Origin of the sequence: Streptomyces thermocarboxydus, assembly GCF_024760485.1 — a bacterium.
GTDB classification, from domain to species: Bacteria; Actinomycetota; Actinomycetes; order Streptomycetales; family Streptomycetaceae; genus Streptomyces; species Streptomyces cellulosae.
This window is the reverse complement of sequence record NZ_CP058273.1, coordinates 3,593,467-3,619,871: the sequence shown is the minus strand read 5'-3', so window position 1 is coordinate 3,619,871 and position 26,405 is coordinate 3,593,467. Positions and strand designations below refer to the sequence as shown.

The following is a 26,405-nucleotide window of genomic DNA, read 5'->3' as shown; positions in this document are numbered from 1 at the left end:
ATCCCAACCCCCGCCGCCCGCGGGCATACGTGCCGCCCAGAGCGGCACGGGTGGGCCCAGGCGGCGCCCCTGCCCCCACGAGACCCCCGAAACCCCCGGCACAACCCCGCGCGACATCCCGATCCCCACAGCCCGCGGGCCTACATGCCCAGGCGGCAGCCCCGGCTCCGGCCGCCCGGGGGCATTCGTGCCGCCGTGGGCGGCATGGGTGGGCCCGGGCGGCACCCCGGCCCCCACGAGACCCCCGGAAACCCCGGCACAACCCCGCGCGACATCCCAATCCCGACAGCCCGCCGGCCTGCATGCCCAGGCGGCAGCCCCGGCTCCGGCCGCCCCCGCGGCCAAGGTTCCCGCCGCCCGCGGGCATACGTGCCGCCCAGGGCGGCACGGGTGGGCGCGGGCGGCGCCTCGGCGCCCACCCGCGCCGCAACACCCCGCCCGTCACGCAGGCACGTGCACCGTCGACACCCTGCTGGCGACCAACCGCTCCCGCTCCCGCCGCGCCGCGCGCCGGCGCAACCGCAGGATCTGCGTGACCCCCAGCGCCTGGAGGACGAACACCGCCGAGAAGGCGACCGTGTAGTCGTCCCCCGTGGCGTCCAGCAGCACGCCGATCGCGAAGAGCGTCGTCATCGAGGCGACGAACCCGCCCATGTTGGTGATGCCGGAGGCGGTCCCCTGCCGCTCGGGCGGGTTCGCCGGCCGGGCGAAGTCGAAGCCGATCATCGACGCCGGCCCGCAGGCCCCCAGTACCGCGCACAGCACGACCAGCAGCCACATCGGCGCCCTGTCCCCCGGCCAGGCCAGCGTGACGGCCCACAGCAGGGCCGTCGCGCCCACCGTGCCGAGCGCCAGCGGCAACCGCGCCCCGTGGTGCCGGGCGACGACCTGGCCGTAGACGAGGCCGACGGCCATGTTGGCCAGGACCACCAGGGTGAGCAGCTCGCCGGCCACCGCGCGGGACAGCCCCTGCGCCTCGACCAGGAACGGCATGCCCCACAGCAGCAGGAACACCATCGCCGGGAACTGCGTGGTGAAGTGCACCCACAGCCCCAGCCGGGTCCCCGGCTCCCGCCAGGACCGGGCGATCTGCCGCCGGACGTAGGCGGCGCCCTGGTGCGACACCGGCTCCGGCTCGTGCCCCTCGGGGTGGTCCTTCAGGAACAGCAGCACCAGGACGAGGACCACGGCCCCCGCGAGCGAGCTGCCCGCGAACGCCGCCGTCCAGCCGATGCCGTGCAGCAGCCGGGCCAGGACCAGCGTGGAGACGAGGTTGCCGGCCATGCCGATGAGTCCGGCCATCTGCCCGACCAGCGGCCCGCGCCGCGCAGGGAACCACCGCGCGCCCAGCCGCAGCACGCTGATGAAGGTCATCGCGTCGCCGCAGCCGAGCAGCGCCCGGGCGGCGAGCGCCATGCCGTACGACGGGGACAGGGCGAAGCCGAGCTGTCCCAGGGTGAACAGCACCGCGCCCAGGCTCAGCACCTTCTTGGTGCCGAGCCGGTCCACCAGCAGGCCGACGGGTATCTGCATGCCCGCGTAGACCAGCAGCTGGAGGATGGAGAACGTGGACAGCGCGGACGCGCCCACGTCGAAGCGGTCGGCCGCGTCGAGCCCGGCCACGCCCAGGGACGTGCGGAAGATGACGGCGACGAAGTAGACGGAGACGCCGATCCCCCAGACGGCGAGCGCGCGCCGTCCCCCGGGCGGGTCGCCGGGCAGCGTGCCGGCGCCGCGCGTGGTGGTGGCGCTCATCGCACCTCTCCCCGGGCGAGGTGGGAGAACCAGCCGACGTGCCGGTGGACGACGTCCACGGCCGCGTCGGCGTCGCCGGAGCGCAGGGCGCCGAGGATCTCCTCGTGCTCGGTCAGGGTCTTGGCGATGCGGTCGGGGTGGGAGTGCATCACGGCCTGGCCCATGCGCAGCTGACGGTCCCGCAGCTGGTCGTAGAGGCGGGAGAGGATCTCGTTGCCGCCGCTGCGGACGATCTCGGCGTGGAAGCACCGGTCGGTGACGGAGGCCGCGGCGAAGTCGCCGGCGGCCGCCTCCTCCTTCTGGCGCGCGAGCAGCTCCTCCAGGCGCGCGATGAGAGCGGGGGGCGCGGGCACGGCCTTGCGCGCCGCGTGCTCCTCGACGAGCAGCCGCGTCTCGACGACGTCGGCGATCTCCTGCGCGGAGACCGGCAGCACGAGGGCGCCCTTCTTCGGGTAGAGCTTGATCAGCCCTTCGACCTCGAGCCGCAGCAGGGCCTCGCGCACGGGCGTGCGGGAGACGCCCACGGCCTCGGCCAGCTCGCCCTCCGTGAGCAGCGTCCCGCCCTCGTACGTGCGCTCCAGCACGCCCTGCTTGACGTGGGCGTAGACGCGGTCGGCGGCGGGGGGACGTTTCGCGGGGGCGGACACACTCATGCGAACAGCATAGATACAACACGTACGCATGCGGGAGCGCGTCCACGATGCGGAACGGCGCGTGCCAGAAAAATGCTCCCTTCTGCCGTACAACCATCCCTTCGGCGTACGCGTCAGACTCGTGCGGCCCCTTCCGCGCGGCCGCTCCTCAACCAGGCCGGGCTGCACGGCCTTTCAGGTAAATCGGGGTATCTGACTTGAAAATCGGCATCCAGGGCATCCGCTTCCGCAGAGCCGCCGGCGTCGTCGTCACCACCGGCGCCGTACTCGCCTCCGGAGCGCTCTACGCGGCGCCGGCACAGGCCGCCGCCCCCGTTCCGTCCGTCGTCGCCAAGGGCGGCTTCGTGATCAACAACGCGAACGGCAAGACGCTGTACACGAAGCTCGGGGACACGCGCCGCTCCACCGGCTCCACCACCAAGATCATGACCGCGAAGGTCGTGCTCGCCCAGAAGAACCTGAACCTGAACGCCACGGTCACGATCCAGAAGGCGTACAGCGACTACATCGTGTCGAAGAACGCCTCGTCCGCGCGGCTGATCGTCGGCGACAAGGTCACGGTCCGCCAGCTGCTCTACGGGCTGATGCTGCCGTCCGGCTGCGACGCCGCGTACGCGCTGGCCGACAAGTTCGGCACCGGTTCGACCCGCTCGGCCCGCGTGAAGTCCTTCATCTCCAAGATGAACGCCGACGCGAAGAAGCTGGGCCTGAAGAACACCCACTTCGACTCGTTCGACGGCATCGGCAACGGCAGCAACTACTCCACGCCGCGCGACCTGACGAAGATCGCCGGCAGCGCGATGAAGAACGCCACGTTCCGCGCGATCGTGAAGACGAAGAAGTACACGGCGAAGACGAAGACCAAGACGGGCGGCACCCGCACGATGGCGCCGTGGGTCAACACCAACACCCTGCTGAGCAGCTACAGCGGCACCATCGGCGTGAAGACCGGCTCGGGCCCCACGGCCAAGTACTGCCTGGTCTTCGCCGCGACCCGCAACGGCAAGACGGTCGTCGGCACCGTCCTCGCCTCCTCCTCCGCCGCACAGCGCGAGAAGGACGCGAAGGCCCTCATGAACTACGCGTTCAGCAAGATCTGACCCACCCGGGCCCCCGGACGCGCGGAGGGGCGCCGCACACCAGGTGTGCGGCGCCCCTCTCTGCTGCTGCGTGACCGTCAGGCCCAGGTGATCAGCCGCTTCGGCTGCTCCAGGACCGCCGCCACGTCGGCGAGGACCTTGGAGCCGAGCTCGCCGTCGACCAGGCGGTGGTCGAAGGACAGGGCCAGGGTGGTGACCTGGCGCGGCTTGACCTTGCCCTTGTGGACCCACGGCTGGGGCTTGATCGCACCGACCGCGAGGATCGCGGACTCGCCCGGGTTGAGGAGGGGCGTGCCCGTGTCGACGCCGAAGACGCCGACGTTGGTGATCGTCACCGTGCCGCCCTGCATGGCGGACGGGGAGGTCTTGCCCTCCCGGGCCGTGGACACCAGTTCACCCAGGGAAGCGGCCAGTTCGGGCAGCGTCTTGGCGTGGGCGTCCTTGATGTTCGGCACGATCAGACCGCGCGGGGTGGCCGCCGCGATGCCCAGGTTCACGTAGTGCTTGACCACGATCTCCTGCGCCGCCTCGTCCCACGAGGCGTTGATGTCCGGGTTCCGGCGGATCGCGACCAGCAGGGCCTTGGCGATCAGCAGCAGGGGGTTCACGCGCAGACCCGCGAACTCCTTGTCCTGCTTCAGCTCCTCGACCAGCTTCATCGTCCGGGTCACGTCGACCGTCACGAACTCCGTGACATGCGGCGCGGTGAACGCCGAGCCGACCATCGCCGCCGCCGTCGCCTTGCGCACGCCCTTGACGGGGATGCGCGTCTCACGGGCGGAGTCGTACGACGCCGGGGCCGAGGGCCGGTCCGGGACGGAGGCGGCCGGGGCGGACGGCTGGGCCGCCGGGGCCGTCTGCTGCGGGACCTGGGCCGCGGCGACGGCCGCGTGGACGTCCTCGCGGGTGACGACGCCGCCCGGGCCGGTCGGGGTGACCGTGGCCAGGTCGACGCCCAGGTCCTTGGCCAGCTTGCGCACCGGCGGCTTCGCCAGCGGACGCTGGGCGGGAGCCTCGGGGGCGGCCGGAGCCGCGGGGGCGGCCGTTGCCGCGGGGGCGGCCGGAGCCGCGGGGGTGGCCGGAGCGGCCCCGTGGCCGTTCAGCTCGGACTGGACCGCCGACGCGGCCTGCCCGGCCGCCGCGTCCGGCGCCTGCTTGCGCGGGCGGCGGCGCGTGGAGGACGTGGCGACGCCGTAGCCGACCAGGACCGGCTGACGGGCCGCGGGCTGCTCGGCGGGCTGCTCCGGCTCCGTGGCGGGGGCTGAGGCCGCGGGGGCCTCCTCCTGCGCCGGGGCGCCGCCCGCCACCTCCACCGCGATGATGGACGTGCCCACGTCGACCGTGGTGCCCTCGGGGAAGTGCAGGGCACGGACCACGCCGTCGTAGGGGATGGGCAGCTCGACGGCGGCCTTCGCCGTCTCCACCTCGCAGACCACCTGGCCGTCGGTGACGGTGTCACCGGGCTGGACGTACCACTTGAGGATCTCGGCCTCGGTGAGGCCCTCGCCCACGTCCGGCATCTTGAACTCGCGTACGGACGCGTTCGTCATCGTCGTCACGACCCTCTCCTCAGTACGCCAGCGAGCGGTCGACGGCATCGAGCACCCGGTCCAGGTCCGGGAGGTAGGACTCCTCCAGACGGGCCGGCGGGTACGGGGCGTGGTAGCCGCCGACCCGGAGCACCGGGGCCTCCAGGTGGTAGAAGCAGCGCTCCGTGATCCGGGCCGCGATCTCCGCGCCGGAGCCGAAGAACACCGGCGCCTCGTGCACGACGACCAGACGGCGCGTCTTCTCCACCGACGCCTGGACCGCGTCGAAGTCGATCGGGGAGACCGAGCGCAGGTCGAGGACCTCCAGGTTGCGCCCCTCCTCGGCGGCCGCGTCCGCGACCTCCTGGCAGAGCTTCACCATCGGGCCGTACGCGGCGAGGGTCAGGTCCGTGCCCTCGCGCACCACCTTCGCCTTGTGCAGCGGGCCGGGGATCGCCTCGGTGTCGACCTCGCCCTTGTCCCAGTAGCGGCGCTTCGGCTCGAAGAAGATCACCGGGTCGTCGCTCTGGATGGCCTGCTGCATCATCCAGTACGCGTCGGACGCGTTCGACGGCGACACGATCTTCAGACCGGCCACGTGCGCGAACAGCGCCTCCGGCGACTCGGAGTGGTGTTCCACCGCGCCGATGCCGCCGCCGTAGGGGATGCGCACGACGACGGGCATCTTGACCTTGCCCAGCGCGCGGGCGTGCATCTTCGCGAGCTGCGTGACGATCTGGTCGTACGCGGGGAAGACGAAGCCGTCGAACTGGATCTCCACCACCGGGCGGTAGCCGCGCAGGGCCAGGCCGATCGCCGTGCCGACGATGCCCGACTCGGCGAGCGGGGTGTCGATGACGCGGCTCTCGCCGAAGTCCTTCTGCAGGCCGTCCGTCACCCGGAAGACGCCGCCCAGCTTGCCGACGTCCTCACCCATGACGACGACCTTCGGGTCCGCGTCCAGGGCGCGCCGCAGCGACTCGTTGATCGCCTTGGCCAGAGCCATCTTCTCAGCCATGTCACTTACCCCCGTCTTCGTCCGCGAACGAGGCCTGGTAGGCGGCGAACTGCGCCCGCTCCTCGTCCACCAGCGCATGGCCGTCCGCGTACACGTTCTCGAAGATGGCGAAGTGGTCCGGGTCCGGCATGGCGCGGACCGCTTCGCGCACCCGCTTGCCCAACGCCTCGGACTCGGTCTCCAGTTCCGCGAAGAATCCCTCGTCCGCGTGGCCGGAGGCCTCCAGGTGGCGGCGCAGACGCAGGATCGGGTCCTTCGCCTCCCAGGCCAGCCGCTCGTCGTCCGTGCGGTAGCGGGTCGGGTCGTCGGAGGTGGTGTGCGCGCCCATGCGGTACGTGAACGCCTCGACGAGCGTGGGTCCCTCACCGGCGCGGGCCCGCTCCAGGGCCCACTTGGTGACGGCCAGGTTCGCCAGCACGTCGTTGCCGTCCACGCGCACGCCCGGGAAGCCGTAGCCCTGCGCGCGCTGGTACAGCGGCACGCGGGACTGCTTCTCGGTCGGCTCGGAGATCGCCCACTGGTTGTTCTGGCAGAAGAACACCACGGGCGCGTTGTAGACCGCGGAGAAGGTGAAGGCCTCTGCCACGTCGCCCTGGCTGGAGGCGCCGTCGCCGAAGTACGCGATGACCGCGCTGTCCGCGCCGTCCTTGGTGATGCCCATCGCGTACCCCGTGGCGTGCAGCGTCTGGGAGCCGATGACGATCGTGTACAGGTGGAAGTTGTTGCCGTTCGGGTCCCAGCCGCCGTTGTTGACGCCGCGGAACATGCCCAGCAGGTTCGTCGGGTCCACCCCGCGGCACCAGGCCACGCCGTGCTCACGGTAGGTGGGGAAGACGTAGTCGTCGTCGCGCAGCGCCCGGCCGGAGCCGATCTGCGCCGCCTCCTGCCCGAGCAGCGAGGCCCACAGGCCCAGCTCGCCCTGGCGCTGGAGCGCGGTGGCCTCGGCGTCGAAGCGACGGGTGAGCACCATGTCGCGGTACAGCCCGCGCAGATCCTCGGCCGTGATGTCGGCGACGTACTGGTCGAACTCGGCGTTCTTGACGCGCTTGCCCTCGGGCGTCAGCAGCTGGACGAGGGCGGGCTCGGCGCTCTTCCCGGCGCCTGCGGCCTTCTTGGTGGTGCTGGTGGTGCGCTTGGTGCCGGTGGTGCCGGCCTTGTTTCCGGCGCTGCGTCGCGGTGTGCGCGCGGCAGTGCTCTCCACGGTCACGTGTGCTCCTCCGTCGGTCCGGCCCCCGGGGTTGCCGGTAGGCCAGTGCGGCTCACCTGTTCTCGACCACCGGGCACGGGGTGGGTGCCACTCGGCCGGGAACAGGCGTGACAGGTGCCCCGGCGAGCGCCCTGCACACAGCACGTTACCCAGTGCTCCACATTTCTGTGAAACCCCCATTGACCTGCGATTTTGCTTGGATTTCCAAGTAAATCGGGGTAGGCCCGGAAGGCGCGCTGGTCACAGCCTTGCAGGAGGCCGGAGCAACGGCACGTTATCCCGGCCGAGCCGGGCACGGGAAGAGCAGACTTCCCCGGCGGCACGGGGTGCCGCCGGGGAAGTCACGGGGTGCCCTCGGCGAGGGCGAATTGTTCAGTTGGGGGACGGTAACGCCGGTCAGTTGCCCGAGCCGCCGGGCACACCGGCGTTGAGCCCGCCCGCGTCGACGCCGCCGGCGCCCGCACCGCCGGGACCGGTGCCGCCGGTCTCGGTGCCGCCGGTCTCCGTGCCGCCGTCCCCGCTGCCGCCGTCGTCGGTGCCGCCCGTCTCGGTGGACTGCGTCGCCGTCGGCTGGTTCGTCGGCTGCTCCGTGTCCGGCTGGGTCGGGGTGTTCGTCGGCTCGTAGGTGGGGTCCCACCCGCCGCCGTTGCCGCCTGAGCCGGAGCCCGGGTCCGTGTCGGGACCGGTGGTCTCCTCGGTCTCCTCGTCCGTCGGCGACTCGCTGGGCGACTCGTCCTTCGTGCTCTGCGAGACCGACGGCGAGGTGTCGGTCTTGCCGCCCTCGCCCCCGCCGCCGCCGTTGTTCAGCGCGAGCGCGACCCCGGCCGCCACGGCGATCACCGCGAGGACCGCGAGGATCCACAGCTTGCCGCGGCCGCTGCCCTGGTTGCCGTGGCCCTCGAAGCCGCCGTCGTCCCGGCCGCCGTACCCGTGGGGCAGGATCGGCTGCGGGATCGCCGTGGTGCCGGACTGGTCCGGGTGCGGCATGGCCGCGGTGCCGGCGTACCCGCCCGCGGGCGTGCGCGGGCCCTCGTGCAAGTCGACGGGCCCGGTGTTCCAGGTGCCGGTGTGGCCGCCCTGGTCGTAGAGCATCTGCAGCGCGTACTGGACGAGACCGCGCATCTCCTCGGCCGTCTGGAACCGGTCGTCCGGGTCCTTGGCGAGGGAGCGCATCACGAGCCCGTCCAGCTCGGGCGGGCAGGCGTCCGAGGCCTCGGAGGGAGGCGTGGGGATGTCCTGGACGTGCTGGTAGACCACCGACAGCGGCGTCTCGCCGGTGAACGGCGGGCGCAGCGCCAGCAGTTCGTACAGCAGGCAGCCGGTCGCGTACAGGTCGGAGCGGTGGTCGACGGCCTTGCCGAGCGCCTGCTCCGGGGAGAGGTACTGCGGGGTGCCCATGACCATGCCGGTCTGCGTCATCGTCGTGGACGCGCCGTGCATGGCGCGGGCGATGCCGAAGTCCATCACCTTCACGGCGCCGTTGTCGGTGATGATGACGTTGGCCGGCTTGATGTCGCGGTGCACGATGTTGTGCTGGTGCGAGTAGGCCAGGGCCTCCAGGACGCCCGAGACGATGATCAGCGCCTGCTCCGGACCCGGCGCCTCCGCGTTCATCAGCAGGTCGCGGATGGTGCGGCCCTCGACCAGCTCCATCACGATGTACGGCACGGACTGGCCGCCGATCAGGTCCTCGCCGGAGTCGTACACGGCGACGATCGCGTGATGGTTGAGGCCGGCCACGGACTGGGCCTCGCGTGTGAAGCGCGCCTTGGACACCGGGTCCTCGGCCAGGTCGGAGCGCAGCAGCTTCACGGCGACGGTACGCCCGAGGCGTACGTCCTCCGCGGCGAACACCTCGGCCATGCCGCCCCGGCCGAGCCGGTGCGTGAGCCGGTACCGGCCGTCGCCGACCAGCCCGCCGTTGCCCCAGTTGTCCGGCGCGTCCGACATGCCGCCGCCAGTCGCCTCGGGGTCGGACGGGCCCTGAGCGCGCTGCTGCTGTGCCATCAGTCCTCGCCGTCGTTTCTGCCCGCGGTGCGCGCGGTGTTGTTACGGTCTCCGTCGGCCACGCTACAGCCTCTGCCGGGGCCTCCGGCCCGGGACGGGCTGCCGGATCCGGCACGCGACGGACCGGTCATCAAACCCGCTGGCCGTACCGTCGTGCAAATTCCGTGTACCGGCCGTACGACCGCTGTAACGCTTCCGCGACGCTTCTTTCGCGTACGGTCACGGAACGGGCACCGCGCTTGACGTGTCGGTGCCCTGGGGCAGACTTGGCCGGGAATAGCACTTTCGATCTACGACAACGACATCTCACGAGAGACAAGTCACCGACGGCGGCGCCGGACGCCGGAGAGGCTACGGGGGACGCGGAACATGAGCCAGGACGGCGCACAGGGCCGGCACACGGGGCGGGCGCTCGCGGGCGGACGCTACCAACTGCGGGACCTGCTCGGCCAGGGTGGCATGGCGTCGGTGCATCTCGCCTACGACACGGTGCTGGACCGTCAGGTCGCCATCAAGACGTTGCACACGGAACTCGGCCGGGAGCAGGCGTTCCGTGAGCGCTTCCGCCGCGAGGCCCAGTCCGTGGCGAAGCTCACGCACACCAACATCGTCTCGGTGTTCGACACCGGCGAGGACGACGTCGACGGGATGACGACTCCGTACATCGTCATGGAGTACGTGGAGGGCCGCCCGCTCGGCTCCGTGCTCGACGAGGACGTACGGCAGCACGGCGCGATGCCCGCCGACAAGGCGCTGAAGATCACCGCCGATGTGCTGGCCGCGCTGGAGATCAGCCACGAGATGGGGCTGGTCCACCGCGACATCAAGCCGGGCAACGTGATGATGACCAAGCGCGGCGTGGTCAAGGTGATGGACTTCGGCATCGCCCGCGCCATGCAGTCCGGCGTGACGTCGATGACGCAGACCGGCATGGTCGTCGGCACCCCGCAGTACCTCTCCCCGGAGCAGGCGCTCGGCCGGGGCGTCGACGCCCGCTCCGACCTGTACTCGGTCGGGATCATGCTGTTCCAGCTGGTCACGGGCAGGCTGCCGTTCGACGCGGACTCGCCGCTCGCCATCGCCTACGCGCATGTGCAGGAGGAGCCGCCGGTCGCCTCCTCGATCAACCGCTCGCTGCCGCCGGCCGTGGACGCGCTGATCACCCGCGCCCTGAAGAAGAACCCCAACGAGCGTTTCCCCAGCGCGGAGGCCATGCGCGGGGAGTGCCTGCGGGTGGCGCAGTCCTTCCAGGCGGCCCCGCCGAGCATCGTGCCCGGCAGCCAGACGCCCAGCGGCGCCGGCGTCGGCTCCGCGGTGTTCCCGCCGGTCGACCAGTCCGGGCAGACGCCCGCGGGCAGCGTGCAGACGCCGTACCAGCCGACGCCCGCGCCGAACCCGTACGGCACCCCGGCCCCGGCCACGCCCGCCCCGTCCTACGGCTACCCGCAGCAGGGCGGCTACCCGACACCGAGCCCGTACGCCCCGCAGGGCCCGTCGACGCCCGCGCCGTACACGATCTCGCCGCAGGGCACCGGCGGCGGTCAGGGGCGCGGCCGGAACACCTCGGTGATCGTCGCGTCCGTGCTGGTCGCGGTGCTGGCGGTCGGCGGTCTGGTCACCGCGCTCGTGCTGAACAACGGGGACGACAAGGACCCGAAGGCGGGCGGCGGCAGCGCCTCCGCCTCGGTGAAGCCCGAGGGCTACCGCGGTCCGGACACGTCCAAGACGATCGAGCCGGAGAAGTGCGAGGAGCCGCAGGAGTCGTACAACGACCCCGAGCTGATCCGGCTGCCGAACTTCAAGTTCAAGCACATCGCCTCGGTGAAGGCATGCTTCCAGGCCGCCGGCTGGGGCAGCAAGCTCAAGATCGTCACGGTCGACGAGAACACCTACGGCGAGGGTTCGGTCCGCGAGCAGTTCCCGCCGGCCGGCACGGACGTCGACCCGGAGGACATGCCGGAGATCACCCTCAAGGTCTCGACGGGCAACCCGCCCACCTCCTGACACCCGGAACATACGGAAGGGGCCCGGCATCCGTGCCGGGCCCCTTCTGCTGTGATGAGGCGTCCTACAGGTAGGGGCCACCCGCGCGGCCACCCGGGTGGTGGGCGTCCTCGTGTCCCTCGGCGACACCCGGCGGCAGGGCACGGCGCATCTGCTCCAGCTGCGCGCGCGCCGCCATCTGCTGGGCGAAGAGCGTCGTCTGGATCCCGTGGAAGAGCCCCTCGAGCCAGCCCACCAGCTGGGCCTGCGCGATGCGCAGCTCCGCGTCGCTGGGGGTGGCCTCGTCCGTGAAGGGCAGGGAGAGCCGCTCCAGCTCCTCGACCAGCTCCGGCGCCAGGCCGTCCTCGAGCTCCTTCACCGAACTGGCGTGGATCTCCTTGAGGCGGTTGCGGCTGGCCTCGTCGAGAGGGGCCGCCCGCACCTCCTCCAGCAGCTGCTTGATCATGCTGCCGATCCGCATGACCTTCGCCGGCTGCTCCACCTGCTCCGTCACCGGAGTCTCACGGGAGTCCTCGTCGCCGTCCTTGCCGCCGCCGAGCGCCATACCGTCCTGGCCGACAACCAGGATCTGCGGATTCTCCGGCGACCGTTCGTTCCTCGGCATCTCCATTCGACCATTGTCGCGCACACCCGCGTCACAACGCGGTGCGCCCCCGGAAGCGGCCGCGTTCCCAGCGCGTACGCCCCCTCCGAAGGGGCCGCTGCGGCGGGTCCTCCGTACGGCTCTGTCCGGCATGCCGGTCCCGTCCCCCGGTGCCAGGCTGGTGGGCGTCCATCCGTCCCAACTTGCCGACGGTGCGGCCGTGCACCGGCCGGCGCGGGAGGTCCCGGCCGTGACTCCATGGCTGCGCACACTGGGGGCGACGCTCGTTCTGGGGGCGGGGGCCGTGCTGCTGCCGTGCGGCCCGCTCGGAGGCCCGCCGGGTGCGCGTGGCGTACGGGCGGAGCGACCGGGCCCGAGCGACCGGGCCCGCGCGGCCTCCCGCTCCCCGTCCGCCCCGGCCTCCCCGTCCCGCTCGGCCTCGCCGTCCGCGACCCGCTCCGGGAGCGGGCAGGACGAGGGACGGGACCGGCCCGGACGGCAGGAGACGACGCGGCAGGAGCCCCGGGACACCCGGCCGCCCCGCCACGGCCGCACCGAGGAGGAGGGCTCGGGCCCCCGCGAGACGGCCGGACGCCCGGACGGCGACGGGGTGCGGCGTCCTGACACCCGGGACGCATCCACGCGGGCCGAGGACGACACGGCGGAACAGTCCCCGGCCGGCTCCGACGACGTGGTGCCGTCGGAGCCCGCGTCCTCGGCGGCGGCCCCGGCGACCGCCTCGTCGTCGCGGACCGCCGAACCGGACGCGGTCGCCGGCACCGCCGTGCAGCCGGTGCTGCGGATCCTCCCGCTGGGCAGCGGCCTGATCCTCATGGGCCTCGGGTTCGCCCTCGCCTTCCTGGGACTGCGGATGCGTCAGGAGCGCGGGGCGCGCTGACGGCTCAGCTGGGCGTGACGAGCAGGACCTTGCCGATGTGGGAGCTGTCCTCCACGATCCGGTGCGCCTCGGCGGCGTCCGGCATGGGGATCTCCCGGTCGATCACCGGACGGACGTGACCGGCCGCCACCAGCGGCCACACGTGCTCCCGTACGGCCGCCACGATCGCGGCCTTCTCCTCCACCGGGCGGGCGCGCAGGGTGGTGGCGGTGATCGCGGCACGCTTGGCGAGCAGGGCGCCGATGTTCAGCTCGCCCTTCACCCCGCCCTGCATGCCGATGATCACCAGACGGCCGTTCACGGCGAGTGCCTGGACGTTGCGGTCCAGGTACTTGGCGCCCATGTTGTCCAGGATGACGTCCGCGCCCTTGCCGTCGGTGGCCTCCCGCAGCTCGGCCACGAAGTCCTGCTCGCGGTAGTTGATCAGGATGTCCGCGCCCAGTTCGGCGCAGCGCTCCAGCTTCTCCTTGGTGCCCGCGGTCACGGCGACCTTCGCCCCGACCGCCTTGGCGAGCTGGATGGCCATGGTGCCGATGCCGCTGGAGCCGCCGTGCACGAGGAAGGTCTCGCCCGGGCGCAGGTGGGCGATCATGAAGACGTTCGACCAGACCGTGCAGACCACCTCGGGCAGCGCGGCGGCCCGGTCGACGGCGACACCCTCGGGCACGGGCAGCAGCTGCCCGGCGGGAACGGCCACCTTCTCGGCGTAGCCGCCGCCGGAGAGCAGCGCGCAGACCTCGTCCCCGACGGCCCAGCCGCTCACCCCCGGCCCGACCTGCGCGACCCGCCCGGAGCACTCCAGACCGGGGTAGGGGGGCGTACCGGGCGGCGGGTCGTAGAAGCCCTGACGCTGCAGGATGTCGGCCCGGTTCACAGCCGTGGCCACCACGTCGACGAGGACCTCCCCCTCACCGACCACAGGATCGGGAACCTCGTCCCACACCAACGCCTCGGGCCCACCGGGTTCGGGAATCGTGATCGCATGCATGAGGGGGACGGTACTCCGCACACCGTGCCGCTGCTGGAGACACCTCGCCTCTCGAGCGGCCTGGTCAACGACACCCCCCAGGGGCGCGGGGAACTGCGCAATGGGAGGCCCGGGACGCCGCGCATCTCGGGAAGCCTGGGCAACGACACCCCCAGGGGCGCGGGGAACTGCGCGACGGGGGTCCGGGGGCGGAGCCCCCGAAACACGGGCACACGCGCGGCAGCCGCACCCACGCCCGGGGAGGACACCTCAGGGGCGCGGGGAACTGCGCGAACGGAGGTCCAGGAGGCGGCCCCCTTGAAACCCCCTCCGACGGCGAGGCCGTCAAAAAATCCGCGTGCGGAACCGATGAGTTCGCGCGACCGTAAAAGTCCCCCCATGCGTAACCCACGCGCACGCGGAAGGACCGAAGCATGACCCCGCACCCGTCCGCCCCGGCGATCGAAACCACGGGCCTGGTCAAAGCCTTCGGTGAGACCCGCGCCGTCGACGGCGTGGACCTCACCGTGCCCACCGGCACCGTCTACGGCGTCCTCGGCCCGAACGGCGCCGGCAAGACCACCACCGTGAAGATGCTCGCCACCCTGCTGCGCCCGGACGGCGGCGAGGCCCGCGTCTTCGGCCACGACGTCGTGCACGACGCCGACGCGGTCCGCTCCAGGGTGAGCCTCACCGGCCAGTACGCCTCGGTCGACGAGGACCTCACCGGCACGGAGAACCTCATCCTGCTGGGCCGCCTGCTCGGCCACCGCAAACCCGCGGCCCGCGACCGCGCCGCCCAGCTGCTGGAGGCGTTCGGTCTCACCGAGGCCGCGAACAAACAGGTCAAGCACTACTCGGGCGGCATGCGGCGCCGCATCGACATCGCCGCGTCCATCCTCAACACCCCGGACCTGCTGTTCCTCGACGAACCCACCACCGGACTCGACCCGCGCAGCCGCAACCAGGTGTGGGACATCGTGCGCGCGGTCGTCGCCCAGGGCACCACCGTGCTGCTGACCACGCAGTACCTGGACGAAGCCGACCAGCTCGCCTCCCGGATCGCGGTGATCGACAAGGGCCGGGTGATCGCCGAGGGCACCAAGGGCGAGCTGAAGGCCTCCGTGGGCGCCGGCTCCGTCCATGTGCGGCTGCGCGACCCCGAGCGGCGCCCGGACGCCGAGCGGCTGCTGCGCGACCTGCTGCTCGCGGAAGTGACGCTGGAGCCGGACCCCGTGGCGCTCACCGCCCGGCTCAACGCCGCGACCAGCGACAGCGCGGCCGACCAGGCGGCACGGGCGCTCACCGAGCTGTCCCGGGCCGGCGTCACCGTCGACAACTTCTCCCTCGGTCAGCCGAGCCTCGACGAGGTCTTCCTCGCGCTGACCGGCCACGACACCGGCTCTGCGGACGGCACGGACGGCACGGACGGCACGGACGGCACCGGCAGCGACACGAAGGACGAGGTGGCGGCATGAGCACGGCCACGAGCACGGAGACCAAGGAGCTCGCGCCCGTCAGCACCGAGTCCCTGGCGGCGCTGCTGGTCGCCAAGGAGCGGCCGCAGCGGCCCAGTGCGCTGTCCACGTCCCTGACGTTCGGCTGGCGCGCCATGCTGAAGATCAAGCACGTGCCTGAGCAGCTGTTCGACGTCACCGCCTTCCCGATCATGAACCTGCTGATGTTCACGTACCTCTTCGGCGGTGCGCTGGCGGGGTCCCCGACGGACTACATCCAGTTCGTGCTGCCGGGCATCCTCGTGATGTCGGTCGTCATGATCACGATGTACACGGGTGTCTCGGTGAACATCGACATCGAGAAGGGCGTCTTCGACCGCTTCCGCTCGCTGCCGATCTGGCGGCCCTCGGCGATGGTCGGCTACCTCCTGGGCGACGCCCTGCGCTACACCATCGCGTCCGTGATCATGCTGGCCATGGGCCTGCTGCTCGGTTACCGCCCCGACGGCGGCTTCCCCGGGGTGGTCGCGGGGATCGCCCTGCTGCTGCTGTTCTCGTTCGCGTTCTCATGGATCTGGACGATGTTCGGTCTGATGCTGCGCACCGAGAAGTCGGTCATGAGCGTCAGCATGATGGTGATCTTCCCGCTCACCTTCCTGTCCAACGTCTTCGTCGACCCGCGCACCATGCCCGGCTGGCTCCAGGCCTTCGTCAACAACAGCCCGGTGACCCATCTGGCGTCGGCGGTCCGCGGACTGATGGCCGGCGACTGGCCGGCCGCGGACGTCATGTGGACGCTGGGCTGGTCGGCGGCGCTCGTGGTGGTCTTCGGCCCGGTGACGATGCGGCTGTACAACCGGAAGTAGGTCAACGCACCACGTGAAACGGCCCCGAGGATCCGCCCGATCCCCGGGGCCGTACCGCGTCCTGGCCGCGGAGCATCCTGGCCAAGGAACGTCCTGGCCACAAAGCGTCCTGGCCACGGAACGTCCTGGCCGCGGAGCATCCTGGCCCCGGAGCGTCCTAGTTCCGCAACGGCCGCACATCCGGCGCGATCTGCGTGACCGGTGTGGCCCGCACGATCGTGATCAGCCGGTCCGTCAGCTCCAGCGTCCCGACCTCCCGGTCGTCGTAGCCGAGCACCCGGTGCCCGCGCACCACGCTCACCACCAGGTCGTCCAGCTCCCGCGGGGTCTTGCCCACTTCGCTCTTTATGACCGGCCGTTCCACGACGTCGAGACCGGAGCCCTGCTGGATCAGGTCCTCCATGACCATGCCCGCCGCAGGGCTCAGCACGGAGAGGCCCAGCAGCCGTCCGGCCGCGCTGGCGCTGGTGATGACCGCGTCGGCGCCCGACTGCTTGAGGAGCGGCGCGTTCTCCTCCTCGCGGACCGCGGCGACGATCTTGGCGTTCCGGTTGAGCTGGCGTGCCGTCAGCGTCACCAGGACCGCGGTGTCGTCGCGCTGGGTGGCGATGATGATCTGGCGGGCCCGCTGGAGCTCGGCCCGCTTCAGCACCTCGCTGCGCGTCGCGTCCCCTATGACGCCCGCGTACCCGTCCGCCGTGGCCGCCTCGATCGCCTTGGCGCTGGGGTCGACCACCACGACCTGCTCCTTGCGGAGCCCCGTCGCGCAGACCGTCCTGATCGCGGACCTGCCCTTGGTCCCGAACCCGACGACTACGGTGTGATCGCGCAACGTGGACCTCCAGCGGTTCAGTCGCCATTCCTCCCGGGTGCGTTCGGTGAGGGCTTCGAGGGTGGTGCCGACCAGGATGATCAGGAACATCACCCGCAGCGGCGTGATGACGAAGATGTTGGTGAGCCGGGCCGCGTCCGTCACCGGCGTGATGTCGCCGTAGCCCGTGGTGGAGAGGGTGACGGTCGCGTAGTAGAACGCGTCGAGCAGGTCGAGGGAACTGTCCGAGTTGTCCGTGTACCCGTCCCGGTCGGCGTACACGACGAACGCCGTCACCACGAGCACCAGCAGGGCCATCGACAGCCGCTTGGCGACCTGGCGGACCGGGTGTTCCACCAGTTTGCGCGGCAGCTTCACCCGGTAGGTGACCAGATGTTCGTCGGCCTGTCGGGCGATGGCGTCCTGGCCCGGAAGTTTCACGTGAAACACACCCCGATTCCCCCGGACGCCCAGGGCAGGTCCAGCAGTTCCGCCTCGTACCCGGGCTTGGCACCCCCGGGCGGCACGACGGCCAGCGCATCTGCGGCGGCGATCCCGCGCAGCATCGCGGGCCCGTTGTAGAGCAGCGGCAGCGCCCGGTCACCGCGCAGGGCGACGGGCACCAGCCGCGTGTCGTACGGATGCCCCTGCACCGCGTCCCGGAGCGGCAGCGTGTACCCCTCCGGGGCGGGGCGGGCCGCCAGGGTCCGCAGCAGCGGCTCGGCGAGCGTGACCAGGCCGGACACGGCGGCGAGCGGGTTGCCCGGCAGCCCGACGAGGTACTGCTTCTCCGAGATCCGCGCCAGCAGCATCGGGTGTCCGGGACGCACCGCGACCCCGTCCACCAGCAGCTCGGCCCCGAGACGCCGCAGCGTGGGGTGCACATGGTCGACCGGGCCCGCGGCCGTGCCGCCGGTGGTGACCACGACGTCCGCGTCACAGGCCGTCAGCGCCAGGTGCAGGGCGCCCTCGTCGTCCCCGACCCGCCGTACGTCGACCACGTCGGCGCCGAGCGCGCGCAGCCACGGCGGCAGCAGCGGGCCCAGCGCGTCCCGGATCAGCCCGTCGTGCGGCAGTCCTTCGCCGAGCAGTTCGTCACCGAGCACGAACACGGCGGCGCGGGGCCGGGGGACGACGGTGAGCGTGTCGTACCCGGCCGCCGCGGCCATGCCGAGCACCGGCGGGGTCACCAGCGTGCCCACCGGCAGCAACTGGTCGCCGTTGCGGCACTCCTGGCCGCGGGGGCGGATGTCCTGGCCGTGCGAGACGGTGTGCGGCGCCCGGGTCGCGGCGGTGGCGTGCAGCCGTCCGTTGTCGTCGGTACGTCCGTGCTCGCTGCGGAGCACGGCGGTGGTGTCCGGCGGGATGCGCGCGCCGGTGGCGATCCTGACCGCCTCCCCGTCGGTCAGCGGCGCGTGCGCGGTGTGCCCGGCGAGGACGCCCTCCTCCCGTACGTCCCAGGGGCCGGGGCCGGAGACCGCCCAGCCGTCCATCGCGGAGGTGTCGAACGACGGCAGGTCGGTCAGCGCGATCAGCGGGGCGGCCAGGGTGAGGCCGAGCGCGGAGGGCATCGGGACCGAGACGGGCGGAAGGTGTCCGCCGCGGTGGCCGCCGCTCCGGCGGGGGGCGCGTGCGGCGGTCGCGCGGGCGTCCGTCCAGTCGGCGCCGTCGCGGTGCGCGGGGGCGCCGGGGACGGGGATGCCGTGCGGGCCGTTGCCGTGCGTGCCGTCGTCGCCGTGCGTGCGGTCGCCGGAAGGGCGGTCGCCGGAGGGGCGGTCGCCGGAGGGGCGGTCGCCGGGGGTGTGGGCGCCGGGGGTGTGGGCGTCGTTCACGAGGGCGAGTGCCTCCTCGACGTCGAGGTCGTCGGCGTCCTCACCGGCCCGGGGCGAGCGCGGGGTCATCCGGCGTCCGTGCGGTGTTCGGGTTCCGCGCCGCCGGAGGGCGCCGCCGTGCCCTGGGCGTCCTCCTCGGCCCAGCGGTTGGCCAGCGCGGCGGCCTTGCGGGCCGCCTCGGCCACGGCGTCGGCGTCACCGCCCGCCCGCGCTGCCGCGAAGCCGACCAGGAAGGTGGTCAGCGGGGCGGCCGGCCGTGCCACCCCGTGGGCGGCGTCACGGGCGAGGTCGAGCAGCACGCCGGTGTCGACGTCCAGGTCGATGCCCAGTTCGTCCTTGACTGCGGAGATCCATTCGTCCAACACGTGTCCATGCTCCCTGATGCGTGCCCTGGCAGTGGCGATGTCGTCCCAGGTGTCGCAGTCGAAGGACGCCACCGGGTCGGAGATGCGGAGAAGGTCGAGGGCACCGGTGAGCCGGCGCAGGGGGAGCCCGGCCGTCCCGCCGTGCCCGGCGGAGAGCGCGGCCAGCTCGCGGCGCAGCGACGATACGCGGTACGCGGCCACCAGCGGCTGGTCCCGGCCGTCGGCGTCGGTCAGCAGCACGCCGTCGGCCGTGCCCCGGCGCAGGGCGTCCAGCAGCGCGGCGACGGTGCGGGCGTCGAGGAAGGGCAGGTCGGCGGAGAGCAGCACGACGTGCTCGGCGGTGACGTGCCGCAGTCCGGCGTCGAGCGCGGCGAGGGGGCCGCCGCCCGGCGGGTCCTCGCGGGCCCAGGTGACCGGGCGCGCGGTGGGGCGGGGGCCGGCCACGACCACCGTGGTACGGGCGTCGGCGCAGGCCGCGAGCACCCGGTCGAGCAACGGCCGTCCGCCGACCCGCACGGCCGGTTTGTCGGCGCCGCCCAGCCGCCGGGCCGCACCGCCGGCGAGTACGACGGCGTCGTACGCGACGGCGTGCGCCGTGGCGTGCGGATCGCCGTGCGCCGCGTCGGGCGCGATGCCGTGCGCGGCGGCGGGTGGCTGGTACTCGGTCACCCCCCGAGTATGCGTGCCCCCGCGATCACAGGGAACGCAGGGGCACGCGGGAAGAGGCGACCCGGTCCGCCGGGGGACGGGCGGGGCCGGGCCGTGACGGTCACAACGTCCGCAGCAGCACCGCCGGTTGCTCCACGCAGTCGGCCACGTACCGCAGGAACCCGCCGGCCGTGCCTCCGTCGCACACCCGGTGGTCGAAGGTGAGCGAGAGCTGCACGACCTGCCGGACCGCCAGCTCGCCCTCGTGCACCCACGGCTTGGGGACGATGCGGCCGACGCCCAGCATGGCGGCCTCGGGGTGGTTGATGATCGGCGTGGACCCGTCGACGCCGAACACCCCGTAGTTGTTCAGGGTGAACGTGCCGCCCGTGAGCTGTGCGGGCGTCAGCGTGCCTCCCCGCGCGGCCTCGGTCAGCCGCGCGAACTCCGCCGTCAGCGACTCCGCGTCCCGCGAGTGCGCGTCGCGGACCACGGGGACGACCAGCCCCCGCTCCGTCTGCGCCGCGAACCCGAGGTGCACGTCCGCGTACCGGACGATCTCCCTGGCCTCGGTGTCCACCGAGGAGTTGAGCTCCGGGAAGCGGGCGAGCGCGGCCGTGCAGATCCGGGCCAGCAGCGCCAGCACGGAGATCTTGGGCCCGCCCGCCGCGTTCATCGCGGCCCTGGTCCGCATCAGCTCCGTGGCGTCGGCGTCCACCCAGCAGGTCGCGTCCGGTATCTCGGTGCGGCTGCGGGAGAGCTTGTCGGCGACGGCGCCCCGGATGCCCTTGAGGGGGACCCGGGTGACCGAGGCGGTGCTTGTGGTCCGGGTCGCGGCGGCCGGGGTGGCGGCGGCCGTCCTCGTGTCCGTGCGGTCCTGGGTGCCGGCGGCGCGCAGCGCGTGCTCCACGTCGGCGCGCAGAATCAGCCCGTCGGGGCCGGAGCCGGTCAGCTTCCGCAGGTCCAGGCCGTTCTGCCGGGCCAGCCTGCGCACCAGCGGGGAGATCACGGGGACCGGACCGTCCTCCGGCGCGGGGCGGCTGGCCCGGGCGCTCGGTGCGGTCTGCGGGGTGCCCGCCGGCCGCGTCTCCCGCACCGGCTCCGGCGTCCTCGGCCGCCCGTTCACCGCGGGGGCGGCGGGGCGGACCCGGCGGCGCCGGGCCGGGGCCTCGGAGGTGCCGTAGCCGACCAGCACGTTGCCGGAGCCCTCGGCGGCCGGCTCCCGGCCGCCCGCGCGGTCGGCGCCCGCGGGGCCGCGGTGCCGCGCCACCGGCGGGGCGGCCGTCCGCCGTCCCGCCGACGGCGACCGTCAGCAACGGGGCGCCGACCGGCAGTTCGGTGCCCTCCTCGCCGAAGCGGGCGGTGACCACGCCGCCGTAGGGGCAGGGCACCTCCACCATCGCCTTGGCCGTCTCGACCTCGACGACCGGCTGGTCCACGGCGACCACGTCGCCGACCTCGACCAGCCAGCGCACGATCTCCGCCTCGGTGAGGCCCTCACCGAGGTCGGGCAGCTTGAACTCCAGCACCTGTGCCATCAGCTCTCGGCCTCCCACTGCAGACGCCCCACGGCGTCCAGGATCCGGTCCACACCGGGCAGGTGGTGACGCTCCAGCATCGGCGGCGGGTACGGCAGGTCGAACCCGGCCACGCGCAGCACCGGGGCCTCCAGGTGGTGGAAGCAGCGCTCCGTGATGCGGGCCGCGATCTCACCGCCCGGGCCGCCGAAGCCGCCCGACTCGTGGACGACGACCGCGCGTCCCGTCCGCCGCACCGAGGCGCACACCGTCTCGTCGTCGAACGGCACCAGCGAGCGCAGGTCGACGACCTCGAGGTCCCAGCCCTCGGCCTGTGCGGCCTCGGCCGCCTCCATGCAGACGGGGAGGGACGGCCCGTAGGTGACGAGGGTGGCGCTCCGCCCGGTGCGCCGCACCACGGCACGGCCTATCGGCTCCACCGCCGTCGGCTGCTCCGGGTTCCAGGCGTCCTTGGACCAGTAGAGCCGCTTGGGCTCCAGGAAGACCACCGGGTCGTCGGAGGCGATGGAGGCCCGCAGCAGGCCGTAGGCGTCGGCGACGGTCGCGGGCGTGACGACATGGAGCCCCGGAGTCGCCATGTAGTACGCCTCGGACGCGTCGCTGTGGTGCTCGACTCCGCCGATGCCGCCGCCGTAGGGGATGCGGACCGTCAGGGGGAGGGGCATCTTGCCGCGGGTGCGGTTGCGCATCTTCGCCACGTGCGAGACGAGCTGCTCGAACGCGGGATACGCGAAGGCGTCGAACTGCATCTCCACGACCGGCCGCAGCCCGTACATGGCCATGCCGACGGCCGTGCCGAGGATGCCCGCCTCGGCCAGCGGCGTGTCCGTGCAGCGGTCCTCGCCGAACTCCTTCGCCAGGCCGTCCGTGATGCGGAAGACGCCGCCGAGCGTGCCGACGTCCTCACCCATGACGTGCACGGACGGGTCGTCGGCCATGGCGTCGCGCAGCGCGCGCGTGAGGGCCTGCGCCATGGTGGCGGGCTTCACGGCGACGGTGGTCATGGCCGCGCTCCTTCCGGCTCGGCCTCGGCCGCCAGCTCGGCCCGCAGCTGCTCCCGCTGCTCCAGCAGCTGGGGCGTGGGCTCGGCGTAGACGTGGGTGAACAGGTCCATGGGGTCGAGCTCCGCGTCCTGGTTCATCCGGGCGCGCAGATCGGCGGCCATGGTCTCGGCGTCCTGCCGGGCGGTCTCGGCGCCGGCCTCGTCCAGCAGGCCGCGGCCGGTCAGCTCCCGCTCCAGCAGGGCGATCGGGTCGTGCTCCCGCCACGCCTCGACCTCCGCGTCGCCGCGGTAGCGGGTCGCGTCGTCGGCGTTGGTGTGGGCGTCCACGCGGTAGGTGATCGCCTCGACCAGGGTCGGGCCGCCGCCCGCGCGGGCACGGCGCACCGCGTCGGCGAGGACCTCGTGCACGGCGGCCGCGTCGTTGCCGTCGACCAGGCGGCCGGGCATCCCGTAGCCGACGGCCTTGTGGGCCAGCGACGGGGCCGCGGTCTGCTTGGCGAGCGGCACGGAGATCGCGAAGCCGTTGTTCTGGACGAGGAAGACGACCGGGGCCTGCCAGACGGCCGCGAAGTTCAGCGCCTCGTGGAAGTCGCCCTCGCTGGTGCCGCCGTCGCCGACCATGGCGAGCGCGACCACGTCGTCGCCCTTGAGGCGGGCCGCGTGGGCCAGCCCCACCGCGTGCGGCAGCTGGGTGGCGAGCGGGGTGCTCAGCGGGGCCACCCGGTGCTCGTGGGGGGCGTAGCCCGTGTGCCAGTCGCCGCGCAGCAGGGTGAGCGCCTCGACCGGGTCCACGCCGCGCGCGACGACCGCGAGGGTGTCGCGGTAGCTCGGGAACAGCCAGTCGCGCTCCTCGAGCACCAGGGCGGCGGCGACCTCGCACGCCTCCTGGCCCGTACTGGAGGGGTACACCGCGAGACGGCCCTGCTTGGTGAGGGCGGTGGCCTGCGCGTTGTAGCGGCGGCCCTTCACCAGCTCCGCGTACAGCCTGCGCAGCAGTTCCGGATCGGCCTTCGCCGCGGCCTCCGTGCCGAGCACGCGGTACGGCTCCGTGTCGGGCAGCAGGGGGGCGGGGTCGGTACGGGGCTGCCAGGCGGGCGGCGGGGTCGGCCGGTAGGCCCCCCGCTGCTCCATGACCGTCATGACGGCACCTCCTCGTGGGACGACTGACGGAGGCGCGGCGTCTGTGACGCGCCTCACCAACCGATTGTTCGGTCGCCGGCACATTTTGGCTACGGGTGGCGTCAGGCTGTGGACAAACGGTTCTCCACATCGTGGGATGGATGCAGGACGTCCACGGCTGAGAGGTGGGGGCGGGTGGCATCTGAACAAATGGCCGAGGGGCAGGAGGGGACGGGGCCGCTGCCGCCGGCGCGGCCGCTCGACGCGATCGACCAGGACATCCTGCGCATGCTGCAGGCGGACGGCCGCGCCTCGATACGGTCGGTCGCCGAGCGGGTGCACGTGTCCCGCGCGAACGCCTACGCGCGGATCAACCGGCTCGTCGAGGACGGCGTCATCCGGGGCTTCGGCGCCCGCGTCGACCACGAACGCGCCGGTCACGGCACATCGGCGTACATCACGCTGAAGATCGTGCAGAACACCTGGCGCACGGTGCGCGAGCAGCTCAGGCAGCTCCCCGGCGCCTCTCACATCGCCCTGGTGGGCGGGGACTTCGACGTCCTGCTGCTGGTGCACACGCCGGACAACCGGACGCTGCGCGAGCTGGTCCTGACGCGCCTTCAGGCCATTCCCGAGGTGCTCAGCACCCGCACGCTGCTGGTGTTCGAGGAGGAGGACCTGGAACCGCAGTGGTGACCCAGGAGCTGTAGGGGGCGCTTAGCTGTCCACTCGCCGGCGCCGCACCGGTTCCCGGCCGACGGGTACGGCTGCCCAGCGCTTCGCGGCGGCGTCCAGCCGCGGACCTGTCCTGGCCGGGGGCGACGAGCTCCAAGCCCTGAAAGGTCGCGCCGCGCGCCGTCGCGACGCCGCGGTCACCCGCGCCCGTCGTCCGCCTTGCGCAGTCCCCCGAAGGCGAGCTGCGCGACCGCGTCGGCCACCTCGCGCTCGTTCATGCCGCGCCCGTCCGGCCGGTACCACTCCACGATGGAGTTGATCATGCCGAAGACCAGCCGGGTCACCAGCCGCACCTCTATGTCCTCGCGCACGTCCCCGTCGGCCGCCGCGGCCTTCAGCAGCTCGGCCACCCGGTGGTCGAACTCCCGCCGCCGCTCCAGCGCCCACCGCTCGGTGTCCGTGTTGCCCCGCACCCGCAGCAGCAGCGTCACGTACGGCAGCTCCGCTATCAGCACCTCGACCATGCGCCGTACGACGTACTCCAGGCGCTCGGAGGGACGCCCCACGCGCGCGTCCTCCTCGTCGAGGATCCCGAAGAGACCGTCGAGCGCCCGGCTCACCGCGCGGCGCAGCAGCTCCTCCTTGCCGGCCACGTGGTGGTAGATCGACGACTTGGAGATTCCGGCGGCCTTGGAGAGGTGCTCCATCGACGTGCCGTCGTAGCCGCGTTCGTTGAACACCTGGACCGCCACGTTCAGCAGCGTCTCCGGGGTGTAGGTGTCCCGCTTGGCGGTGGTCATGGGGTGTCCTCCCGCTGGTCGGTGGCGCACGCGTACCGGTGGAGCGCGAGGGACGGCGCGTACCTGCCGCACGGGTCCACCTCGTGCATCTGGTCCAGCAGGGCCCCGGCCCAGCCTCGGCCGAGGCGGCGGCTCCACTCGAACGGTCCGAGGGGGTAGTTCACACCGAGGCGCATCGCGGTGTCGACGTCCTCCTCGGTGGCGACGCCCTGGGCGACCGCTTCGACGGCGAGGTCGACGATCCGGGCCACCGTCCGCGCCACGATCATCCCGGGGACGTCCCCGATGACGCTCACCTTCTTGCCGAGCGCCTGGAACAGCCCGGTGGCCTGCGCGACGGTCTCCGCGGAGGTGTGCGCGGCGTGGGAGAGGGCGATGCGTGTGGCCCTGCGGTAGTCCAGCGCCAGGTCGAAGTGGACGACGTCGCCGGACTCCGCGGAGAGCCGTCCGTCGGCGAGGACGAGCTGCCCGCCGCTCGGCAGGACCAGGCGGGTGCCCTTGTCCTCCTCGGCCTCCCGCACTTCGATACCGGCCTCGCGGATCAGGTCCAGCAGCTCCGCCGCAGGTCCCAGACCACCCTCGGCGACGACGTACGCGGGCCGGTCGGCGGGCTCGGCGGTGTGCGGCTCGGGGCGCTCGGCGCCCTCCCGGTGGTCGTACCAGCCGCGGCCCGTCTTGCGGCCGAGGCGGCCGGACTCGACCAGCCGGCGCTGCGCCAGGGACGGCCGGAACCGCACGTCCTGGAAGAACGCCTGCCACACCGAGTGCGTCACCGCCTCGTTGACGTCCTGCCCGATGAGGTCGGTCAGCTCGAAGGCGCCCATCCGGAAGCCGCCGGACTCGCGCAGCACCGCGTCGATGGTCGCCGGGTCGGCGCCCTGCGTCTCGTACACCGCGAAGGCCTCGGCGTAGAAGGGGCGCGCGACGCGGTTGACGACGAAGCCGGGGGTGTCGGCGCAGGCGACCGGCGTCTTGCCCCAGGCGCGGGCGGTCTCGTACGCGCGCGTGGCGGCGCCGGCGTCGGTGGCGAAGCCGGAGACCACCTCGACCAGCGGCAGCAGCGGCGCCGGGTTGAAGAAGTGCAGGCCGACGAAGCGGCCGGGGACGCGCAGCGCGCCGCCGATCGCGGTGACCGACAGGGACGAGGTGTTGGTGGCGAGGAGACAGTCGTCGGCGACGACGTCCTCCAGCGCCCGGAACAGCTCCTGCTTGACGTCGAGGCGCTCCACGACCGCCTCGACGACGAGGGAGCAGCCGGCGAGCCCGGAGAGGTCGTCGACCGGAGTCAGCCGGGCGCGCGCCGCGTCCCTTTCGTCCGCGGTGAGACGCTCCTTCTCCACCAGCCGGTCGAGCCGGGAGCCGATCGTGTCGGCGGCCTTGCGGGCCAGGCCCGGGGCGGCGTCGTAGAGCCGCACGGGATGGCCCGCGACCAGCGCGACCTGGGCGATTCCCTGCCCCATGGTGCCGGTGCCGACCACGGCCACGGGACTGCTGAGGTCGAGTGCTGTCATGTGCGCGATCCTCCCGCACGGTGTTTTCCACAGATGCGGCGGACCCCCTTGTCCCGACC

At 72.8% G+C, this 26,405-nt stretch carries 22 protein-coding genes and 1 pseudogene; 6 read left to right on the top strand and 17 right to left on the bottom strand.

All coding sequences use genetic code 11. The features are described from left to right. Positions 1–441: 441 nt before the first annotated feature. Positions 442–1,755, bottom strand: coding sequence for an MFS transporter (locus tag AY578_RS16675; protein WP_019525913.1), 1,314 nt, complete (start codon positions 1,753–1,755; stop codon positions 442–444). Then, positions 1,752–2,408, bottom strand: coding sequence for a GntR family transcriptional regulator (locus AY578_RS16670; protein WP_202504071.1), 657 nt, complete (start codon positions 2,406–2,408; stop codon positions 1,752–1,754). Before AY578_RS16670 ends, AY578_RS16675 begins: the two co-directional genes overlap by 4 nt. A gap of 197 nt (positions 2,409–2,605) precedes the next feature. On the opposite strand from AY578_RS16670, the gene AY578_RS16665 reads away from it, so the two are divergent. Beyond that, positions 2,606–3,508: a D-alanyl-D-alanine carboxypeptidase family protein gene (locus AY578_RS16665; protein WP_019525915.1), complete on the top strand. Its 903-nt coding sequence runs from the start codon at positions 2,606–2,608 to the stop codon at positions 3,506–3,508. A 77-nt stretch (positions 3,509–3,585) separates the two neighbouring features. Here the strand turns inward: AY578_RS16665 and AY578_RS16660 are convergent, their stop codons facing one another. From AY578_RS16660 to AY578_RS16645, 4 genes are all read right to left on the bottom strand, one after another. Further along, positions 3,586–5,058, bottom strand: coding sequence for a dihydrolipoamide acetyltransferase family protein (locus AY578_RS16660; protein WP_258907369.1), 1,473 nt, complete (start codon positions 5,056–5,058; stop codon positions 3,586–3,588). A gap of 19 nt (positions 5,059–5,077) precedes the next feature. Beyond that, on the bottom strand, positions 5,078–6,055 hold the full coding sequence (locus tag AY578_RS16655) for an alpha-ketoacid dehydrogenase subunit beta (protein ID WP_019525917.1): 978 nt from the start codon (positions 6,053–6,055) through the stop codon (positions 5,078–5,080). Between the two features lies 1 nt (position 6,056). Then, entirely contained in the window at positions 6,057–7,262 is a 1,206-nt protein-coding gene (pdhA, locus tag AY578_RS16650; protein WP_019525918.1) for a pyruvate dehydrogenase (acetyl-transferring) E1 component subunit alpha, read from the bottom strand. Positions 7,263–7,658: 396 nt separating this feature from the next. Further along, positions 7,659–9,269 (bottom strand): protein kinase domain-containing protein, encoded by a 1,611-nt coding sequence (locus AY578_RS16645; protein WP_258902893.1) that lies wholly within the window; start codon positions 9,267–9,269, stop codon positions 7,659–7,661. Positions 9,270–9,638: 369 nt separating this feature from the next. Between AY578_RS16645 and AY578_RS16640 the strand changes: the two genes are divergently transcribed. Next, on the top strand, positions 9,639–11,273 hold the full coding sequence (locus tag AY578_RS16640) for a protein kinase domain-containing protein (RefSeq protein WP_019525920.1): 1,635 nt from the start codon (positions 9,639–9,641) through the stop codon (positions 11,271–11,273). 64 nt (positions 11,274–11,337) lie between these two features. Here AY578_RS16640 and AY578_RS16635 read toward each other — a convergent pair whose 3' ends face one another. Beyond that, positions 11,338–11,883: a bacterial proteasome activator family protein gene (locus AY578_RS16635; protein WP_019525921.1), complete on the bottom strand. Its 546-nt coding sequence runs from the start codon at positions 11,881–11,883 to the stop codon at positions 11,338–11,340. Positions 11,884–12,106: 223 nt separating this feature from the next. On the opposite strand from AY578_RS16635, the gene AY578_RS16630 reads away from it, so the two are divergent. After that, complete coding sequence (locus AY578_RS16630; protein WP_258902891.1) at positions 12,107–12,754, top strand: hypothetical protein; 648 nt, start codon at positions 12,107–12,109, stop codon at positions 12,752–12,754. Positions 12,755–12,758: 4 nt separating this feature from the next. On the opposite strand, the gene AY578_RS16625 is transcribed toward AY578_RS16630, so the two are convergent. Continuing rightward, on the bottom strand, positions 12,759–13,742 hold the full coding sequence (locus AY578_RS16625; RefSeq protein ID WP_026243981.1) for an NAD(P)H-quinone oxidoreductase: 984 nt from the start codon (positions 13,740–13,742) through the stop codon (positions 12,759–12,761). A 413-nt stretch (positions 13,743–14,155) separates the two neighbouring features. On the opposite strand from AY578_RS16625, the gene AY578_RS16620 reads away from it, so the two are divergent. Continuing rightward, the gene (locus tag AY578_RS16620) at positions 14,156–15,199 is read left to right on the top strand and encodes an efflux ABC transporter ATPase subunit, DrrA-related (RefSeq protein WP_028960825.1); all 1,044 of its coding nucleotides are present in this window, start codon (positions 14,156–14,158) and stop codon (positions 15,197–15,199) included. Beyond that, positions 15,196–16,044, top strand: coding sequence for an ABC transporter permease (locus tag AY578_RS16615; RefSeq protein ID WP_019525924.1), 849 nt, complete (start codon positions 15,196–15,198; stop codon positions 16,042–16,044). The genes AY578_RS16620 and AY578_RS16615 overlap by 4 nt, the downstream gene beginning before the upstream one ends. Positions 16,045–16,201: 157 nt before the next feature. On the opposite strand, the gene AY578_RS16610 is transcribed toward AY578_RS16615, so the two are convergent. The 7 genes and pseudogenes from AY578_RS16610 to pdhA (AY578_RS16585) form a co-directional block, all read right to left on the bottom strand. After that, positions 16,202–17,296, bottom strand: a complete 1,095-nt coding sequence (locus AY578_RS16610; protein ID WP_019525925.1) for a potassium channel family protein — start codon at positions 17,294–17,296, stop codon at positions 16,202–16,204. Beyond that, positions 17,293–18,756, bottom strand: coding sequence for a molybdopterin molybdotransferase MoeA (locus AY578_RS16605; protein WP_258902890.1), 1,464 nt, complete (start codon positions 18,754–18,756; stop codon positions 17,293–17,295). Before AY578_RS16605 ends, AY578_RS16610 begins: the two co-directional genes overlap by 4 nt. Then, positions 18,753–19,721, bottom strand: a complete 969-nt coding sequence (locus tag AY578_RS16600; protein WP_019525927.1) for an NTP transferase domain-containing protein — start codon at positions 19,719–19,721, stop codon at positions 18,753–18,755. Before AY578_RS16600 ends, AY578_RS16605 begins: the two co-directional genes overlap by 4 nt. A 100-nt stretch (positions 19,722–19,821) precedes the next feature. After that, positions 19,822–20,970: a dihydrolipoamide acetyltransferase family protein gene (locus tag AY578_RS16595; RefSeq protein ID WP_420341312.1), complete on the bottom strand. Its 1,149-nt coding sequence runs from the start codon at positions 20,968–20,970 to the stop codon at positions 19,822–19,824. 97 nt (positions 20,971–21,067) lie between these two features. After that, positions 21,068–21,238, bottom strand: a pseudogene (locus AY578_RS34095) (biotin/lipoyl-containing protein); the annotation flags it as partial. Next, a complete protein-coding gene (locus tag AY578_RS16590) occupies positions 21,238–22,242 on the bottom strand; it encodes an alpha-ketoacid dehydrogenase subunit beta (protein ID WP_019525929.1) in 1,005 nt (334 codons plus the stop codon). The pseudogene AY578_RS34095 and the gene AY578_RS16590, both read right to left, overlap by 1 nt. Continuing rightward, positions 22,239–23,381 (bottom strand): pyruvate dehydrogenase (acetyl-transferring) E1 component subunit alpha, encoded by a 1,143-nt coding sequence (gene pdhA, locus AY578_RS16585; RefSeq protein WP_258902886.1) that lies wholly within the window; start codon positions 23,379–23,381, stop codon positions 22,239–22,241. The genes AY578_RS16590 and pdhA (AY578_RS16585) overlap by 4 nt, the downstream gene beginning before the upstream one ends. A 189-nt stretch (positions 23,382–23,570) precedes the next feature. On the opposite strand from pdhA (AY578_RS16585), the gene AY578_RS16580 reads away from it, so the two are divergent. Beyond that, a complete protein-coding gene (locus AY578_RS16580) occupies positions 23,571–24,056 on the top strand; it encodes an Lrp/AsnC family transcriptional regulator (RefSeq protein ID WP_033273207.1) in 486 nt (161 codons plus the stop codon). A 176-nt stretch (positions 24,057–24,232) separates the two neighbouring features. On the opposite strand, the gene AY578_RS16575 is transcribed toward AY578_RS16580, so the two are convergent. Both AY578_RS16575 and AY578_RS16570 read right to left on the bottom strand, forming a co-directional pair. Further along, positions 24,233–24,835, bottom strand: a complete 603-nt coding sequence (locus AY578_RS16575) for a TetR/AcrR family transcriptional regulator (protein WP_019525932.1) — start codon at positions 24,833–24,835, stop codon at positions 24,233–24,235. Then, positions 24,832–26,346 (bottom strand): 3-hydroxyacyl-CoA dehydrogenase, encoded by a 1,515-nt coding sequence (locus tag AY578_RS16570; RefSeq protein WP_215048900.1) that lies wholly within the window; start codon positions 26,344–26,346, stop codon positions 24,832–24,834. The genes AY578_RS16575 and AY578_RS16570 overlap by 4 nt, the downstream gene beginning before the upstream one ends. Between the last annotated feature and the right edge of the window lie 59 nt (positions 26,347–26,405).

Bases quoted from the DNA above. Each gene is read 5' to 3' on its own strand.
- AY578_RS16675 (WP_019525913.1), bottom strand. From the start codon at position 1,755: ATGAGCGCCACCACCACGCGCGGCGCCGGCACGCTGCCCGGCGACCCG.
- AY578_RS16670 (WP_202504071.1), bottom strand. From the start codon at position 2,408: ATGAGTGTGTCCGCCCCCGCGAAACGTCCCCCCGCCGCCGACCGCGTC.
- AY578_RS16660 (WP_258907369.1), bottom strand. From the start codon at position 5,058: ATGACGAACGCGTCCGTACGCGAGTTCAAGATGCCGGACGTGGGCGAG.
- AY578_RS16655 (WP_019525917.1), bottom strand. From the start codon at position 6,055: ATGGCTGAGAAGATGGCTCTGGCCAAGGCGATCAACGAGTCGCTGCGG.
- AY578_RS16645 (WP_258902893.1), bottom strand. From the start codon at position 9,269: ATGGCACAGCAGCAGCGCGCTCAGGGCCCGTCCGACCCCGAGGCGACT.
- AY578_RS16640 (WP_019525920.1), top strand. From the start codon at position 9,639: ATGAGCCAGGACGGCGCACAGGGCCGGCACACGGGGCGGGCGCTCGCG.
- AY578_RS16635 (WP_019525921.1), bottom strand. From the start codon at position 11,883: ATGGAGATGCCGAGGAACGAACGGTCGCCGGAGAATCCGCAGATCCTG.
- AY578_RS16625 (WP_026243981.1), bottom strand. From the start codon at position 13,742: ATGCATGCGATCACGATTCCCGAACCCGGTGGGCCCGAGGCGTTGGTG.
- AY578_RS16620 (WP_028960825.1), top strand. From the start codon at position 14,156: ATGACCCCGCACCCGTCCGCCCCGGCGATCGAAACCACGGGCCTGGTC.
- AY578_RS16615 (WP_019525924.1), top strand. From the start codon at position 15,196: ATGAGCACGGCCACGAGCACGGAGACCAAGGAGCTCGCGCCCGTCAGC.
- AY578_RS16605 (WP_258902890.1), bottom strand. From the start codon at position 18,756: ATGACCCCGCGCTCGCCCCGGGCCGGTGAGGACGCCGACGACCTCGAC.
- AY578_RS16590 (WP_019525929.1), bottom strand. From the start codon at position 22,242: ATGACCACCGTCGCCGTGAAGCCCGCCACCATGGCGCAGGCCCTCACG.
- pdhA (WP_258902886.1), bottom strand. From the start codon at position 23,381: ATGACGGTCATGGAGCAGCGGGGGGCCTACCGGCCGACCCCGCCGCCC.
- AY578_RS16580 (WP_033273207.1), top strand. From the start codon at position 23,571: ATGGCCGAGGGGCAGGAGGGGACGGGGCCGCTGCCGCCGGCGCGGCCG.
- AY578_RS16575 (WP_019525932.1), bottom strand. From the start codon at position 24,835: ATGACCACCGCCAAGCGGGACACCTACACCCCGGAGACGCTGCTGAAC.
- AY578_RS16570 (WP_215048900.1), bottom strand. From the start codon at position 26,346: ATGACAGCACTCGACCTCAGCAGTCCCGTGGCCGTGGTCGGCACCGGC.